The 16691-nt window shown below is 52.8% G+C and carries 16 protein-coding genes; 14 read left to right on the plus strand and 2 right to left on the minus strand.

Translation table 11 applies throughout. The annotated features are described in order from the left end of the window. Positions 1–42: 42 nt before the first annotated feature. From cyaB to PsAD46_RS10185, 6 genes are all read left to right on the plus strand, one after another. Positions 43–636: a class IV adenylate cyclase gene (gene cyaB, locus PsAD46_RS10160; RefSeq protein WP_057462130.1), complete on the plus strand. Its 594-nt coding sequence runs from the start codon at positions 43–45 to the stop codon at positions 634–636. Between the two features lie 498 nt (positions 637–1134). Continuing rightward, on the plus strand, positions 1135–1872 hold the full coding sequence (locus tag PsAD46_RS10165) for an AraC family transcriptional regulator (RefSeq protein WP_208980887.1): 738 nt from the start codon (positions 1135–1137) through the stop codon (positions 1870–1872). A gap of 33 nt (positions 1873–1905) precedes the next feature. Beyond that, on the plus strand, positions 1906–2169 hold the full coding sequence (locus tag PsAD46_RS10170) for a hypothetical protein (protein WP_063287863.1): 264 nt from the start codon (positions 1906–1908) through the stop codon (positions 2167–2169). A 144-nt stretch (positions 2170–2313) separates the two neighbouring features. Then, on the plus strand, positions 2314–2598 hold the full coding sequence (locus PsAD46_RS10175; protein ID WP_063292985.1) for a hypothetical protein: 285 nt from the start codon (positions 2314–2316) through the stop codon (positions 2596–2598). Positions 2599–2839: 241 nt separating this feature from the next. Then, entirely contained in the window at positions 2840–3916 is a 1077-nt protein-coding gene (locus PsAD46_RS10180) for an alpha/beta hydrolase (protein WP_063292984.1), read from the plus strand. Between the two features lie 525 nt (positions 3917–4441). After that, positions 4442–4720, plus strand: a complete 279-nt coding sequence (locus PsAD46_RS10185) for a hypothetical protein (RefSeq protein WP_153040724.1) — start codon at positions 4442–4444, stop codon at positions 4718–4720. Between the two features lie 15 nt (positions 4721–4735). Here the strand turns inward: PsAD46_RS10185 and PsAD46_RS10190 are convergent, their stop codons facing one another. After that, positions 4736–5626, minus strand: coding sequence for a GSU2403 family nucleotidyltransferase fold protein (locus PsAD46_RS10190; RefSeq protein ID WP_208981760.1), 891 nt, complete (start codon positions 5624–5626; stop codon positions 4736–4738). Between the two features lie 428 nt (positions 5627–6054). Here PsAD46_RS10190 and PsAD46_RS10195 point away from each other — a divergent pair, with 428 nt between their 5' ends. From PsAD46_RS10195 to PsAD46_RS10215, 5 genes are all read left to right on the plus strand, one after another. Next, positions 6055–6930: a hypothetical protein gene (locus PsAD46_RS10195; RefSeq protein ID WP_063292981.1), complete on the plus strand. Its 876-nt coding sequence runs from the start codon at positions 6055–6057 to the stop codon at positions 6928–6930. A gap of 532 nt (positions 6931–7462) precedes the next feature. Beyond that, on the plus strand, positions 7463–8236 hold the full coding sequence (locus PsAD46_RS10200) for a crotonase/enoyl-CoA hydratase family protein (RefSeq protein WP_063292980.1): 774 nt from the start codon (positions 7463–7465) through the stop codon (positions 8234–8236). 159 nt (positions 8237–8395) lie between these two features. Beyond that, positions 8396–10009, plus strand: coding sequence for a protein kinase (locus PsAD46_RS10205; protein ID WP_063287871.1), 1614 nt, complete (start codon positions 8396–8398; stop codon positions 10007–10009). Between the two features lie 155 nt (positions 10010–10164). Next, positions 10165–11322: a protein kinase gene (locus PsAD46_RS10210; protein ID WP_063306836.1), complete on the plus strand. Its 1158-nt coding sequence runs from the start codon at positions 10165–10167 to the stop codon at positions 11320–11322. Positions 11323–11468: 146 nt separating this feature from the next. Next, a complete protein-coding gene (locus PsAD46_RS10215; protein ID WP_063287872.1) occupies positions 11469–12137 on the plus strand; it encodes a Crp/Fnr family transcriptional regulator in 669 nt (222 codons plus the stop codon). 59 nt (positions 12138–12196) lie between these two features. Here the strand turns inward: PsAD46_RS10215 and PsAD46_RS10220 are convergent, their stop codons facing one another. Beyond that, positions 12197–13441, minus strand: coding sequence for a glycosyltransferase family 29 protein (locus tag PsAD46_RS10220; RefSeq protein ID WP_063306758.1), 1245 nt, complete (start codon positions 13439–13441; stop codon positions 12197–12199). A gap of 231 nt (positions 13442–13672) precedes the next feature. Here PsAD46_RS10220 and PsAD46_RS10225 point away from each other — a divergent pair, with 231 nt between their 5' ends. From PsAD46_RS10225 to PsAD46_RS10235, 3 genes are all read left to right on the plus strand, one after another. After that, entirely contained in the window at positions 13673–13885 is a 213-nt protein-coding gene (locus tag PsAD46_RS10225; RefSeq protein ID WP_057462118.1) for a DUF2892 domain-containing protein, read from the plus strand. Between the two features lie 148 nt (positions 13886–14033). Then, a complete protein-coding gene (locus tag PsAD46_RS10230) occupies positions 14034–14918 on the plus strand; it encodes an MBL fold metallo-hydrolase (protein ID WP_057462117.1) in 885 nt (294 codons plus the stop codon). Between the two features lie 27 nt (positions 14919–14945). After that, positions 14946–16619: a bifunctional protein tyrosine phosphatase family protein/NAD(P)/FAD-dependent oxidoreductase gene (locus PsAD46_RS10235; protein ID WP_063306759.1), complete on the plus strand. Its 1674-nt coding sequence runs from the start codon at positions 14946–14948 to the stop codon at positions 16617–16619. Positions 16620–16691: the final 72 nt, after the last annotated feature.

Below are 16691 nucleotides of genomic sequence, written 5' to 3' on the forward strand. Positions count from 1 at the left end.
AACGCTTTTTAAGGATACTCTTATGAGCTTAGGGAGCCTGTGATGACTGGGACCGATCTTCAAACCAAAGGCATGCTGTGTGATCCGGGGGATCACTTCAAAGGTATCTATGAAGTGGAGCGCAAATACGCTGTTGCCGATCTTGAAGTGATCCGCAGTCAGCTGGAAGCGCGTGGAGCCGTGCCCTTCACCCTTGGCAATACCGAGCAAGACATCTTTTATGACCTTGCAGACAGGCGCCTTGCCAACAACAACCAGCAACACGTGCTGCGTGTCATGCGCCCGTCAGGCCGTGCACTCTGGATCAGCAAAGGGCCGGGGCCGGACAAATGTATCTCCATGGATATGGCAGATGCAGATCAGACGAACGCCATGATTCTGTCTTTGGGGTTTGAGGAGGTCGAGCGGCTGGAAAAGAAGCGCGACATCTACTTTCTCGGCAAGTTCCACATCACGCTGGATGAAGTCCCTGACCTTGGCCGTTTTGTTGAACTGGCTATCATGACAGATGACGCCGACATGCTATCTCAGCACGAGCAGGAGATCGGCGAACTGGCCAACAGCTTCAACCTCTCCTCAAACGCCCTGCAAACCCAATCCTACCGCGCCATGCAGCAGGCTTTGAAAAAGGCCTGAATTCATTTCAGGATTTACTGATTTAGCTTTAAAACACACCCATTTGCGGGGTGTGTACTGTGGGCCTGTGCGCATCCATTTGAAAACTATGGTGTTCATACCCGTAAGTAATTGTGCCCGTTTTTCTATTCTTGAAGGCCGAAAATATTCGCAAGGGTAATACTGGGGTTAAGTTTCGCTGTTTAGTTGATACTAAAATTATGCACTAGGTATAAATGCATAATGAATTTATTTTTGGAATAGTTATGAGTGGAATATTTAATGCAATCAGAGTGGACCTATATACGTGACGGTCATTTCAGAAAGTACTTTGACGCATCTGCTCCACTCTACGTAAACAACGAAAACGTCTCTGCTATAATTAGCAATATTGAATACAACCAAGAGCTTCAGGTTCGGATTGCCAAAATACTTCCAAAACGGGATTTTAGCGCTTGTTATACTTCTTTTAGAAACGAAGCCTGCACGATATCCGGAAATTTTCTTTTACAAGGCTCGTTGGTTGCAACAGTCTCCGGGGTTGGGCAATTTAGTCTGAGTGCGGATCGGGCTAATTTTGTCAGATACGGCCCCTCTACCACCAAATTTCAGATTGCGCGCGGCACCGACCTGCAGTTGCTCTCCTATTCAATTTCAGAGGAGTTCCTCGCACGGGCTCTTGAAGACGACATTCCTGCCACGTTCCTTCCGTTTCTGAAGCGAAGCGAGCCGGAGTTTAACCTGTTGGAGTTTCGCCCGACACCAGAGATGCGGCGGCTTGTGCGGTCTGTGATCAGCAGTCCGCTGGTTGGGACCATGCGGAACCTGTTTATTGAAGGCGCCGTGCTGCAATTGCTGGCTCTGAAAGCCAACTTTCTCAGCAATCAGGTGTCGGCTGGCGGAATGCTTAACGAGTACGAAGTGGCGAGTGTGCAGCGAGCCTACAAGCTGCTGATGGGCAGCCTCAGCACGCCGCTGTCTTTGAGTGATCTGGCGTACAAAGTGAACCTTGGCGAGAAGCGCCTGAACAGCGGTTTCAAGAAGATTTTCGGAGGGACGGTTTTTGAGGTCTACCGCAATGAGCGGCTGGAGATTGCACGCAAAACGATTGAGCAGAGCGATGCCTCGCTCTCTAAAATCGCGCAGCACATTGGCTATCGCCACTACAACAATTTCATAAGCGCGTTCACGCGGCAGTTTGGGGTGTCTCCTGCAAAATACCGGAGGCATTCGCGGGATAATAAAAACACGGAATAGGTCATTAATTTAAAAAATACGGGGTGAGGCGGAATGTCGGAATTGAATATTATCAGAGAGGACGAAACCTCTTTTCATCAGGAATTAGAAGGCCTTCAACTTGCATCCTGCCAATTGAAGAACCTCGTGGAAGCTCTGAACATCGTTTTGACTAGCCGGCTGGAGCACACACGGGAATACGACATGCTGCTCACTATCAATCACGCAATTATGGGACACAATGAGGACCTGCAGGATCGCAGTCTACGGGTTCTCGCCCTGCTTCAACATTCAGGTGACCCTACCTACGTAGATTGAGGGTGATTGCAGCACCACGCCCCTGTGCCGGGTGATGCGGAGAGGGAGTTCAACGGGTCAATTAACTGGCATCAGATCAGACCTGCCCGTTGGCATCCCGTCTCTGTCTGTTCAGGAATAGCATATAGAAAAAGGATCGAGGCTATGCACCAAGACAATCCTCGGCAACAACAGCAACTGGTTGAACCGGGAAGCATTCGTATTTCTGGGCTGACGGTGAGAGAAAACCCGCGTATCAACCGCATTCAGTTTGTGTTTGATGAGCAACCCAGCGAGGAGATCTGCCGAATCTTAAAGAGCAATGCGTTCCGCTGGTCGCGTCATGAAGACGCCTGGCAGCGGCAACTCAGCCTGACCAGTCGCAAAATCGCAGTAAAAGCCCTGCTGGAAATCAAAGCCCTCGCGACACCTGCCAAGCGGGCACGGTGACGGGAACCGCACGCCTCTGCCTTTGTCGCCTGCTCTCCCGTTTCTGCCCACCATACGTGCATGGCGTGGTATCTTGACATTGGTGCATTCGCGCCGCCATCATTCTTCAAATTTTAGCTATTTGAGGTGGTTTGCCTTTATTTGAGGGCAACGAAACTGCTTTAAGCCGTTGGTCCTGCGTGTTTGTCCCAGGCATTTCCTTGGGCCAGCTCGTAATGTGCACCAAAGCATTGGGGTGAAGATGATTGAGATTCCAACACTTCTCGAAGCGCGGTCTGTTCAATCTAAGCGATTGACCACGCGGGTGCTGTTCTCTGGCCCTGAAGACGGTGTGCCGATCTTCTTTATTCATGGCAGTCTTTCTGCTGCCACGTGGTTTGAAGAAACTATGCAGCGCTTGCCCGAGTTTTTTCGTGCCATTGCGCCAGATTTGCGCGGGTATGCAGGCGCTGACCCTGCCGCTGTGGTGGATGCAACCCGTGGCACCAAGGATTTTTCCGATGACCTTGCCGCGCTGATGGACGAGTTGGGGATTGAGGCTGCGCATATGGTTGGCCACTCGCTCGGCGGCGGAGTGCTCTGGCAGTTTCTTGCTGATTATCCGCAGCGAGTGCTGTCTCTCACGCAAGTCAGCCCGTCCTCTCCCTTTGGCTTTGGGTGCTGCAAAGCGGATGGCTCGCCGTGTTTTGAAGACGGGGCAGGCAGCGGGGCTGCGGCGGTGAACCCTGAGTTTGTGAAGCTGCTTATGGGCAAAGACAGCAGTACGGGGAGTGATTTTTCTCCGCGCAACATCCTCAATACGTTTGTCTGGAAGCCGCCCTTCCAGCCCACGCGGCTAGGCGATTACATGACAACCGTGTTTGCGCAGCATACCGGCGACAAATCCTATCCGGGGGATGTGGTGCCCTCGCCCAATTGGCCGGGTGTCGCTCCGGGCCGTTATGGCAGCACCAATGCACTTGTACCCACCCGTCAGGCAAACCCTCTGGGGTTCTGTGATGTTGAGGCCAAACCGCCTGTGCTTTGGGTGCATGGCGCGGATGATCTCGTTGTCTCTGATGCCTCCATGTTTGATCTGGGCTCATTAGGCAAACTCGGTTTCCTCCCCAGCTGGCCCGGCGAAGAGGCCTTCCCACCGCAGCCGATGGTCACCCAGACCTCCCAAGCGCTGGACCGCTATGAGGCAAATGGTGGAAGCGTTGAGCGTTACGTGGTCAGGAACTGCGGCCACACCGCCTACATCGAAAAGCCGGAGGAGTTTGACGCGGTGTTCCATGCTTTCCTGATGAAACATGTGAGTGTGACTGAGGCGAGTTGAGGGTGTGAGCTGAGAGTACTCGAAACTAGTAGATCTCGCCCTTTAAAATAAACCAGTGATAATAAGCTAGATAAATCATAATGTTGTCGGTCTGTTCCTGTCAGCATAGGCTCTCCTATACCACCCCTTTGCGAAGCAGCAGCACGCGCCAGTCCGTGCAATTGGAGAGGTTAGGCACTCCGACAGAAGCAAAGCCTGGTCAAAGGAGGTGGTGGTTAGGTGAGATTTGAATTGAGGTTCAAAGTAAAAAGAGCCCGAAGACGACTGGCAGTCTACTTTCGGGCTCTTTTTAGGATAACCTAACAACCGGAGCGGGGAGTTAGCGCTTCCCGTTCCACTTGCCTAATATAACGCGTCTTCCTTAAGTCTTCAAGAAACCTGAGGGGCAGTAAGCCCCCTGAATGCTCAGAGGTCGGTGTGCTGCTATCGTGACTTTAGCTCCCTATAAAGGTAGAGATGCTCTGTATGTATGCAGGCGATACTCTCAGCTTTGATGCTAGTGAGGCCAATACTAAGGGGAGTGTTATGTGGGTTGGAAACGGTGAGTTTGATAGCTACGGGTATTTGAAAACCGCGTTTATCAAAGGACAGATGGACGGAGAGCTGAAGCCGGATATGTGCTATCGGATTTTTGATAGGGGCGGTACAAACACTTCTCAGCAGTTTCATTTTGTGCCCGTTGATATGAACGGAAATGAGTTAGGGCCTTCTGTCCTCAATACTGCTGGGAATATTGTTTATTCCATTTGGGAGAAAGGGCATCTTTCGCAAGACTGCAACATCAGCAATCTGTTCATGGCGTGAGTTTTGAAAGCGGGCCTACAGTCCCTCTACAAACTCCTCAAACTCAGGGTGTTCCTGCCATGAACCGTCGGGCCAGAGGGCTTTCATGGCTTTTACGATGGGATCGCTCCAACCTTGCTTGCCTTGGGATTGTGCCGCCAGCAGTTCGTCGCTGATCATGCCGGGGCGGGTGCGCCCAATGACCTCGATCAGAGCTTTGGCCTGTGCCAGATCCTTCGTCACCTTTGTCGCTGTATGCGCGCGCTTTTGTGAGATGATGAGCTTGTGCACGGCATAGCGTTCTGGTCGTGGCACATACACCGGAATGCCCGCCCCGAAGGGCAGGGCGGCAGGTGTGGACTCGTCAATCAACCAAGCCAGATATTGCAGGCTCATGGCTCCCGCATCCAACCCCTGTAGCTCCAGCGGTTGCTTTTCGCCGCGCTTGCGGGTTGGGGTCAGCAAGTCCACCACAAACCCGATGCGAGAGCGGAAACGCGATGGCTTGGCGCGTCCGTCCAGTTCCGGAATAGGCTCAAAACTCGGGTCGGCGTCTTTCAAGATCGAGAGCATATCGATGCCCTCATCTGCTTTGATGGCCAGTGAGGCAGCCACCAGATCTGCATCATCCGTCGCCAACTGTGTGGATGGTAACGTACACCCCAACAGCAGCGGGTAGCACTGATAAGCCAGCGTCCCCACCAGAATGGCGCCATTGCGGAACAGGCCATGATAGGCCATGGCATCCAGCACGCGGCCCGCATAGCTGTGTGTCGACAGCACACCGACTTTGTTGAGTACGCTCAGGTCCTTACGCCGCGCTCGCGCCCGCTCGCTGGCATACTTGATCTGCTCGACCTTCGCCTGTGTTTCCGGCTGCAACGCTGGCCCCACATACAGGCTCTTGCGCCCGGCACCGACCGGCATCTTGACGAAAATGTTCTCCACATTCCCCTTCGCCTGCTGATAAACCGAGCCCCGCAAAGCCCTGCTGTCATCATGCGTTTTCTGAATATAATCGGCGGCGAGATTCTGATAGGCGAGAGGAAGATCTGTCATGTAGGCAGTATAGACAGTTTGTTCCTAAAGTGTCTATACCATTATATAGTTCCAGGTGTATTGAGGCCGGACCTGATGAAATCGATTTTCCTAAGTAATGAACTGCGTGGCTTATTATAATTCATGTGATTTATGCATGTATTGTGGTAGAATACTTGCAGCTTTGATTGCGTTGTTTTCTTTGAAATAGATTCCGTTGTCAGGTTTGCTGCAGACTTTCGATGAAAGTGCATGATGCTCTTCTGCAGACTCGGATTTACCGAGATGTCCCATTATTTCCAGAGAGGGACAGAAACATGAATTCTGTTGATTTAAATACTAGCAGTGTTCAGCTGTTCGAAACACAGCACCCTGTGCAGCTACCCAACTCCTCTGCGGTGCAACCGGAGACCGATGAGGGCCTCAAGACCCTTCGAGCGAACGCATCAGGGATTGACTTTAAGCCTGTTGCAATTGGTGAAGGAACTTCGGATAGCCTGATTTCTGAAGAAACTAGAAATGTGCTGGCAGAGATGTCGCTCAAGTATCATGCTGCGGAACTTCAGTTTGAGTTTGCTCCACTTCGAGCCGCGTTTACCTCTATGAACTCCTCACTTGCGGAAAACAACGGAGACTATTCAGGTCTTGCTGATCGCCTTGGAAATTTTCAGGAAGGCATGCAGGGCATTCTTGCTAATGGCATAGAATTTAACCCAGCCAATCCCTTCCTCCGGAATGAGGACCTTCTCGAGGAGCTGGTAAATATTCTGCCAGATAGCACTGATGGTGAGCCAAACGATTTAACTGGCGTGCAGACTTGGGTTCTTCAAGGGAAAGCTGCTGAAAATGCAGGTTTGGCAGGGATAAACGTACTTACATTCGATTTCTCAGAGATGCTTGAGGGTGATGATGCCGAGAGCGTTGTAAGTGTTCTGGGAGAAGCCGTTGCTAGCTGGCAAGGTGCACTTGATCAGGCTTATAACAGCATTAGTGTGATCCGTGATGAGAAGATTGCTGGGTTGTCTCAGCCAGCGGAACCAGTCGATTCTGAGGCTGCCGCAAACGTTGATAAGGACATGAATTTAGATCTGGCGCGCGAGAAAGCGCAGCACGTTCAGACTGAGCTCGCCAAACAGGTCTTCTCATTGGTCAATGCGACATCTCCAAGCGCTCTGGCGTCCTTCAGCTTGTAAAATATTGGAGAAGCTGCGCCTGCTGCTGGCGCAGCTCTGAAGATCTGGATGCTCAGAATCGGTATAGACATTTTGATTTGAAAATGTCTATACCGATAGCCACATGACCAATCTTCCCGAACCCCCAAATGCTTTGAGTGTAGAAACAACCTATACTTGCAATATTGGATCCTCTCCCCAAATATTGTTTAGGTCGGGAAGAGGGGAGGAGCTATTGGAAAATGAAGGCGGAAAGAAGAGGCCTAGTAAAACACTTGTGGTTACAGGCATACTTGGCTGGCTTCTTGTCATTTGAGAGTTTCTGTATTTTCTCACACGCATTCCCATCCTCATAATACTGGGAACAGGTGCAGCCTTCTTTGCCCTCGAAAAGGTCTTAGATGTCGTGCTTGGGCGTATCTTTAGAAGAAAGCCCAAGCAATAAATCCCCCGTAAACGCTCTGCCAAATAGAGACCCACACTCCACCTTTGAATGGCTGACGGGGCTTGGCAAGTTCTGTTAGGCTTCTCCTGAATTTCAGGGGAGGGGTTTATGGCGGTTGGTTTTGAGGTTGAGGGGACGACGGCGGTTATTACGCTGGATAGACCTGAACGGCGCAATGCGGTGGATGGGGAGACGGCGCAGCTGCTGGTGGATGCCTTTACTCGTTTTGATGAGGACGACAGCCTCTCCGTTGCCGTGTTCACCGGGTCTCAAGGCACGTTCTGCGCTGGGGCTGACCTTAAAGCCATTTCAGAAGGCAAGCTTAATACCCTGCAAGAGGAAGGCGATTTCGCGCCGATGGGCCCGTCTCGAATGCGGCTATCAAAGCCAGTGATTGCGGCGATTGAGGGCCATGCAGTGGCTGGCGGGTTGGAGCTGGCGCTTTGGGCGGATATGCGCGTTGCCGGAAAATCTGCGGTGTTTGGCGTCTATTGCCGGCGGTTTGGCGTGCCACTGATTGATATGGGTACCATCCGCCTGCCGCGTTTGATCGGCCAATCCCGCGCCGCAGATATGATCCTGACAGGACGCAGTGTGAGCGGCGAGGAAGCCGTGGCTTTTGGCCTCGTCAATCGCCTGGTGGAAGACGGGGAGGCTCTCACCAGGGCGAAGGAATTGGCGGCGCATATGGCGCAATTTCCGCAAATGTGCATGCGCAGTGACCGGCTTTCCATGTTTGAACAGTGGGACATGACAGAAGCAGAAGCGATCAGGAACGAGATGCGGCGCGGCCTTTCGGTAATCTCCAGCGGAGAGACCGTTTCCGGCGCAACGGCTTTCAGCCACGGCAAGGGACGCCACGGGGTAGGTGTAGAAAGCTGACGAGCACATTGATTGCGACTGGGTAAACGCAGGCTGCACAATTTTGCGGGCCTCGCTAAGACTGCCTACACCTAAACTCCAATAAACATTACTTAGCGGAAGGCATTTTTCTTCGCATGATATATTGTATCTCTCAGGACCGATTGTCGGAGGAATGCCGTGCCTGCCCAACCCCAAAACCCCGCTGGAAATCAGGAAAACCTGCCGCCAGAGCAAGAGCAATGGCTGGATGCTGTGGAACGGGCATTGAATGTCCGGCTGGGTGAGATCCCTCCGCAAGGTGACAATGCCGTTGAAGACATGATTGTTGATGGGCCTGAGGAAGAGCGCGGCGAGTTTATGGCCATCGTTGAGGATGAAGAGCAGGAAAACATCGAGGAAGGCATTGAGCAACGGCCCACGCACGATCAGCAAGGCCGCATTATCGAAGAGCAAGGCGAGTTTTTGGCGCTTGGAGATGATGAGGACGAACGCGACATTGAGCGGGGTGTTGAGCAGCGCGGTGTAGACTTGCGGCAACCGGAAATCCCGTTTGAGGCCCCGCCGCCTTACGATCCTCCGCCACCTTATGAAGCGGGCGAACAGGAGGATATGGATGACGAGGAATTTGAGGAACTGGAACGGCCCGAGCATCGCGAGTTGCACCAGCATGATCCGCAGCCAGGAGAGGGCGAGCAGCCACCGGAACGCCGGGTTTACAACGAGATGCCGCAGGCAGGTAGCCCTATCCGCCTGAACCGGAAAAATGATGGCACCATGGTTATTGATCGACGCTCTGTTCCAGCCACGATTAAAGCCAAACGGGAACGCAGTTTAGGTCGGCGTGATAAGGTGACTTATGAACCTACTGAACATTCGATGAATGTAGAAGGTCTGCTCACACCGCCCAATAAGGTTGGCAACGAGCGGCTGCAAAGTGTGTTCGCGAGTGGCGCGACAGGATACCTGCAAAAGTTCCCGGATATTGAAGATTCCGCTATCAAACGATGCCATGCGATGGAAGAGGCAAATGGTTCATTGCAGTTTGTTGGTGCCGATCAGATTGTGCATGAGACCAAAATCTTGACCGCTCTCTCTCATTTCAAAGATGCGAAGGGGGCAGAGAATATCATCGAATATCGAGGCTCTGGCATTTCGCAGTTTGGTGATCCGTTCCTGATCATGGAAGAAATGAATGGCGGCACACTTGCAAATCGTATCCCTGATGATCGCGGTCTGGAAGAGCCGCAACTGAATGATTTTGCAAAGGGCGTTCTCTCTGGCATGGCGTTTTTGCAAAATCGGAACATCATTCATCAGGACCTGAAGGCTGATAACATCCTGTTTCGCGAAAATGACAGCACTGTGCCGGTTATCAGTGATTTTGATACAGCCTCAGCACATGAGGGCATCGCCTCTGACCACGAAAATGGTCGGGACTTCGGCTACAGGAGAGGCGGTTCTCCCGATATTCAACCGCCGGAAGTATACGATGAAAATGGCCAGATGACCGGCAAGATCGACTCCTGGAATGGCGGAGTTCTGATGTTACAAGCGGCAATCGGTAATGAGGGGCGACAAGCTTTCCTCGATGAGACCGCAGAGTTTCGTGCACAAGACGGGCGCAGAGATCAGGGGCTTTATGATGCCTTTCTTGATCCGCGCATCGCAAATGTACCGCCAAACATTCAGGCCGTGATCAAAGGACTTCTGAAGATCGATCTGAATGAGCGAATGACCGCTGAGCAAGCATTAGCGCTGATTGAAGATCAGCCAGAGGATGAGCAGCAGTAGCTGCAATTCTCATTATTTTGGTAGGGCCGCTTACACGTTGTTTTGGCTGTTTGCTTTTCAGCGCATAGGCGAACAACGATACTTCCCGATACTGCAGGCTGAAACGAGGAGATCTCGAGTGGTTCGCAAGGCTGGTGATGTTTTTCGAGGTGATAATGGCTGACTATGACACGTGGATGAGAGCTGTCGCCAAAGTCCTGAGCATTGATCTGCCGCCAGCACAAGCAGCAGCGGGCTCCGCAAACGCACTTGAAACGCCTCCGGACAACAGCCCCATCAAGGTGCAAACCAAACCAGACGGAACCATGGTCATTGAGCCAGATTCCGTGCCCTCAGCCTTTCAACATGGCAACACCAACGGTGGCAAACAGCCCTATGGCAACATGTTTGGCATTTCTGAAGAGCATGCCATGGACGTGACAGGCAAGGTCAGTCCTCCTGTCACAGGTGGTGCGGCCAATGCGGAAAATGTGTTGTCTTATGATGCGTCTGGCGTGGTGCAAGACTATCCGTATATGGAAGATGCCGTGATCAAGCGGCCAAACGCGTATTCCGCTGGACCGGATTCCCCGCCCACCTTTGTCGGGGCAGAGCTGCTGGTGCACGAAGCCAAGATCCTCACCGCTCTTGGTGAGTTTGATCACGCGCCCGGCAGCGAGAATATTTTGAAGCTGAAAGGCGCAGGCCTGACTGAGTTCGGGGAGCCATTCGCCATCCGTGAAAAACTGAAGGGTGGGTCGCTGGATGACCGTCTCCCAGAAGACAAAGGCATGGATGAAGAGCCGCTCAACGACTTCGCCGGAGGACTTTTGGCCGGAGTTTCGTTTTTGCAAAAGCGGAACATCTTCCATCAGGATCTGAACATCGACACCATTCAGTTTCGTGAGGAAGACAGCACAGAACCGGTGATCACAAGCTTTGACTATGCAACGGCGCATGAGGGGGTTGCCGCTGATTGTGAGGATGGCCAGCATTTTGAAATGGAGATTGGTGGTACGCCAAACAACCAGCCGCCTGAACGGTTTGTTGATGGAGCGGAGCTGTCTTCTAAGGTGGATTCCTGGGCAGGTGGTCTTGTGCTTGTTGCGGCAGCTGCTGGCAAAAATGCGCAGCAGGAGCTGATTGACGAACTTCAGGAATTCCGTAGTGGCAGCAGCAATGATCAATCTTTGCTGGATGAAAAGCTGGAAGCGCGGTTGGATGGCACACCGGACAACATCAAGGGCGCGATTAAAGGCCTGCTGAAACTATCTCCGGAAGAGCGCTTGTCAGCCGAAGAGGCTTTGGGTGTTGTCGGCGAACGCTCAGAATAAGGCTGAAGTGAAAATTTATTCCTGAATGCAGCTGGTAGCACAGGGTCATTAGATTATTCTTCTGCTAAAGGCCCTGATTGCGCTAAACGCTTTTATGCACTATGCCAAGAATATACGCATTTTTGGGGGCGTTTCGGGAGGAAACCATGACAACCGCTGCTGCCAATTGGATCGATCGATTCCAAGGCCTTTCCAAGCTGGAAAATCACATCAGGGACATTCTGGTTAATCGTAGCACCATTGTCTCTGTGCCTGCCGACACCATCATCTTTGGTCCTGGGAAAGCTCCGGAAAACCTCCTGCTTTTGCTTTCGGGTTCCGTGCGTGTACAGCAGCTTTCCGAAGGTGGACGCGAGATCATTCTCTACCGTGTGCATGCAGGTGAAAGTTGCGTGCTGACGACGGCCTGTCTGCTGGCCTATGAGGATTACTCAGCAGAAGGCATCGCGGAGACAGACACGCAGGCGGTCGCTATTCCGCGCATGGTGTTTGATGATCTCATTGCGCAATCCGAAACCTTCCGCCGCTTTGTGTTCTCCGCCTACTCCAAGCGCATCACGGACCTGTTTTTGGTGATCGAGGAGATTGCGTTCCAACGCATGGACATCCGCCTTGCGCAAAAACTGCTGGAACTTGCTGGTAGCAGCAAGCAAGTGGCCACCACGCACCAGCAAATGGCAGCAGAACTGGGCACGGCGCGTGAGGTCATCTCCCGCCAACTGCGCGAGTTCCAGCGCCGTGACTGGATCACCCAATCCCGCGGAACCATCGAGATTGTTGACCGCGCCGGACTGGAAGTTCTGGCGAAAGCCTAGAGCGTATTCCCGAAAAGCGGTTTCGATTTAAGGATGAGAATACGCGCAAAAGTACAGATTCAGAGTTTAAGAGAAACCCTCGGATCGCGAGCCATCCATTTTTGAACTTCATGATGCTCTCGGTCATAACCATGATCCGCCCGCGCCTTGCTGGGCTCAATGTGGTTGGTGTTTGTGGGGGAGGCGAAGAAGTCAAAGCCGTAGATGTTGATATGCTTGTAACCGCTCAACTCTTCCAGCAGGCCCAATAGGCGGAAACCGGTGCTCGGCTTCTTCTCTGTACGCGCTTGATAACCCCTCAACTCTGCGGGTTTCATCAGGTAGACAACATCGTTATGTCTGGCGAGCCAATGGGGCAGAGAGAAACTACGTTCAGCCGGCGTCCAGATAACCCGCCGCGCCTGCTCGCCATACACAAAGCTTTTAGGAATATCGAGGCTTGTTGCCACCCATGAGAGCTTCTGGCCATGGCTTTTGGTGTGCGGAATTGTGCCGCGGTTCAGCCGGATCACGATGTCATGGCCGTCAATTTCCGGTCCATATTCTTTGTTGCTGAGGGACTGCGCGTTGCCAACGACGGCGATGCGCTTGCCAGCAATATCGTTCTGCAACTCGTGCTTTGGCACGTACCCCTTAAACATCTTCATCCGCAACATACGCAAAATGTGTTTGCGCTTTGCCACCGAGTTGGCGCGCCTGCGCTGTCGGTAAACCTGTCTCAGGTTCTGCCGCGCTTCAGCGGAGGCGTCCCACGTGACATAAAATTGCTGGTCGTTGTTGGTGCTGCGCAAAACCTCCACATACGGAAAGTGCTGCGATAGCTTCTCCTGCCACCAAGGGGTTGAGCGAACGGTGCAATGTGCGTTGGACCCATCAGCCAACAAGGCTGTCGCGTAAAGGGTTGGGATATGGAAGATAACCTTGTCTGATCTGGCCTGAATGTCCGCTAAAACATCGTCCAGTTCGTCCTCCGGCACGTGCTCCAGCACATCCGTGTTCAGCACAAGATCGAAACGCCCCTCCGGCATATCGTTATATTCCAGAATACAAGGATCGTAGCGGTGTGAGGTGCATTGCAGGCTCGCGGCAAGCTCTTCAATCAATGAGCTTTTTCCGCAGCCGTAATCCAGAATTCTTGCAGGCTTCACGTCTCGCGCCAGCGGCAGGATAACGTCCATCAGGTAGGATGAGGAGGTGCCGTACCCGAGGTTTGATTTGTGAAGCTGAGTGTAAAAATCTTTGTTTGCTACGGAGACTTCGGTCAACTGGAACCCCAACTGCTTTCTGGCGCACGCCTCGGGCAATCGGCGCTTCCGGCTGTGCCCTTCAACGCTATGCTAGCCAGAAATTGGATTTCTGAAACCTATGGATTGTTCTGGGATAGCCAGCTGGCATTATGACCTTTGGGCATTTCGCATTGATTTTTAAGGCGCTTCGAAGAAAAGAAGGGTTTGGAGCGGAGTTTGGTGACTTCGTCACTGAAGCCTTTGCGAAGACTCGTTATCCGTTAGGCCACGTACCTGGAGGACGAGACTATGATGGCTAACGTTGGAACTATTGATCGCATTCTTCGTTTTATTGTCGGTGTTGTGCTGATTGCACTGCCGTTGTCTACCAACATTTCTTTGTTTATGCAGCCACTTTTCTTTTATGGCGCAATCATTGTTGGCATTGTAATGCTGCTGGTTTCCGCCGTGCGGATTTGCCCGTTCTACTCCATTTTTGGAATTAAAACCTGCCGCGTTTAAGCATGTTTCCGGAGATCACAAACTGATTTCCGACAAAAAAATATAATAAGAAATGCTTAGGCGGCTGTGCAGGCGGTCGAACACGAAAACAAACAAGTGCACGTACCATCGACCGCCACTGCGCACGCGTTAACTTATTGAGGAAGTTATGACGAACTACCCCGTGAACATGGCTGTCGAGCCTGAAGTCAGGGCCTTTTTTGACCCCGGCACCAATACAATTAGCTATGTGGTGAAAGATCCTGCCTCATCTTCTGTTGCCATCGTCGATTCCGTTATGGACATCAACTATGCAGCAGGTCGCATCACCTATGACAATGCGGATGAGATCATCAAATACGTGCAGGACAATGGCCTGGCGGTTGAATGGCTGATTGAGACCCATGTTCATGCCGACCACCTCTCTGCTGCTCCGTATATTCAGGAGAAGCTGGGCGGCAAGATCGGCATTGGTGAGAACATCACCGTGGTTCAGGACACATTCGGCAAGGTGTTCAACGAAGGAACTGAATTCCAGCGCGACGGAAGCCAGTTTGACAAGCTGTTCAAGGACGGGGACAGCTATCAGATCGGCACCATGACTGCGTTTGCCATTCACACACCGGGTCATACTCCCGCTTGCATGGTTCACGTTGTGGGCAATGCGACGTTTGCGGGCGATACCCTGTTTATGCCGGATGGCGGTTCTGCTCGTGCGGACTTCCCGGGCGGGGATGCCGCAACGCTTTATGACAGCATTCAGAAGGTACTGTCGTTGCCCGATGAGATGCGCCTGTTCATGTGCCACGACTACGGCCCGAATGGCCGCGACATTGAGTGGGAGACCTCAGTGGGTGCGGAGAAAGAACACAACATCCACGTTGGTAAAGGCCACTCCCGCGAAGATTTCATCAAATTCCGCACCGAGCGTGATGCGCAGCTGGACGTACCAAAGCTGATCATTCCGTCTTTGCAGGTGAACATGCGTGCAGGTGCAGTGCCGACCGATGAGGACGGCGTTCCAATGCTCAAAGTGCCAGTCAACGCACTTTGATCTGATGATGTGAGGAGGGGAAACATCATGGATATTAAGAGTATCAGCTCATCACTTTCTGTCTGTCCGCAGATTACTGCACAAGACGTTCAGAAGATCGCGGACCTGGGCTTCCGCAGTATTGTTTGCAACCGTCCGGACGGGGAAGGTGCAGACCAGCCAGTGTTTGACGAGATTGAAGCGGCTGCGAAAAAGCTGGGTCTGGAAACACGCTATCTGCCGGTTATTTCCGGTAAGGTGTCTGACGAAGACGCCGAGGCCTTTGGCAAGGCCATGAACGAAATTCCGCGCCCTGTTCTGGCTTACTGCCGCACTGGCACGCGCTGTGCCACGCTGTGGTCTCTCAGCCAGGCTGAAACGCTGACTGTGGCCGACATTCTGGCAGCCACTAAGTCCGCTGGCTATGACATGGCAGGCGTTGTGCGCCGCATTGCCAATGGTGGCAAAACCCCAACGGACCGTGCAGATGCCTCGTTTGATGTGGTGATTGTTGGCGGAGGGGCTGCGGGTATCGCTGTCGCGGCGAGTTTGAAATCCCGAAAGAGCGATCTTGAGATCGCTGTCATTGATCCTGCTGATATTCATTACTATCAGCCGGGTTGGACAATGGTTGGCGGTGGCATCTTCAATGCCTCCCAGACCGCTAAAACCATGGGCTCTCTGATTCCACGAGGCGTGCACTGGCTCAAATCCGCGGTGGCCGCGTTTGAACCGCAAGACAATGCGGTCATTCTGGATGGTTGCCGCGTCGTGAAATACGACCGCCTTGTGGTGTGCCCCGGTCTGAAGCTGGACTGGCACAAGGTGGACGGGCTGGTCTCGACGCTTGGTAAGCACGGCGTGACCTCCAACTATCGTTACGATCTGGCACCCTACACGTGGCAACTGGTGAGCAACACGAAAGAGGGCCGTGCGCTCTTCACCCAGCCGCCGATGCCAATCAAATGCGCCGGAGCACCGCAAAAAGCGCTTTACCTTTCCGGTGATTACTGGCGCAAGCAAGGCGTGCTGAAGAACATCGACATTCAGTTCCACAATGCGGGTGGCGTGCTGTTTGGCGTGAAGGAGTATGTGCCTGCGCTGGAGAAGTACATCAACCTGTACAACGCAGACCTCAACTTCTTCAACAATCTGGTCGCCATTGATGGTCCTGCGAAGAAGGCCTGGTTTGACGTGGCCAAGCCGGACACGCCAGTTGAGCGGGTGGAAGTTGATTTCGACATGATCCACGTGTGCCCACCGCAATCTGCACCGGACTTCATCCGCGTCTCGCCACTGGCGGATGCTGCCGGATGGGTGGATGTGGATCAGATAACACTGCGCCACAAAACGCACAGCAACATCTGGTCGCTGGGTGATGTGATGAACGCACCCAATGCAAAAACAGCTGCTGCAGCTCGCATGCAAGCACCAATCGTTGCTGAAAACCTCGTTGCAGACATCGAAGGTCGCTCACAACCAGCGATGTACAACGGCTATGGCTCCTGCCCGCTCACCGTGGAGCGCGGCAAAATTGTACTGGCTGAGTTCGGGTATGGCGGAACCTTGCTGCCAAGCTTCCCCACATGGCTGCTGGATGGCACCAAGCCAACCCGCGCGGCGTGGATCCTGAAAGAGCAGATCCTGCCTCCGGTTTACTGGTGGGCAATGCTGCGCGGCAAGGAATGGATGATCAAGCCTGAGAAGGTTAGCGCAAGCTAAAATAAGCATTGCGGCCTTTGCTGAATTACTATCATGTGTCCGGGGGAGCTGCTTCCCCGGATTAATCTATGC

It is taken from the genome of Pseudovibrio sp. Ad46, assembly GCF_001623065.1.
Classification (GTDB): domain Bacteria; phylum Pseudomonadota; class Alphaproteobacteria; order Rhizobiales; family Stappiaceae; genus Pseudovibrio.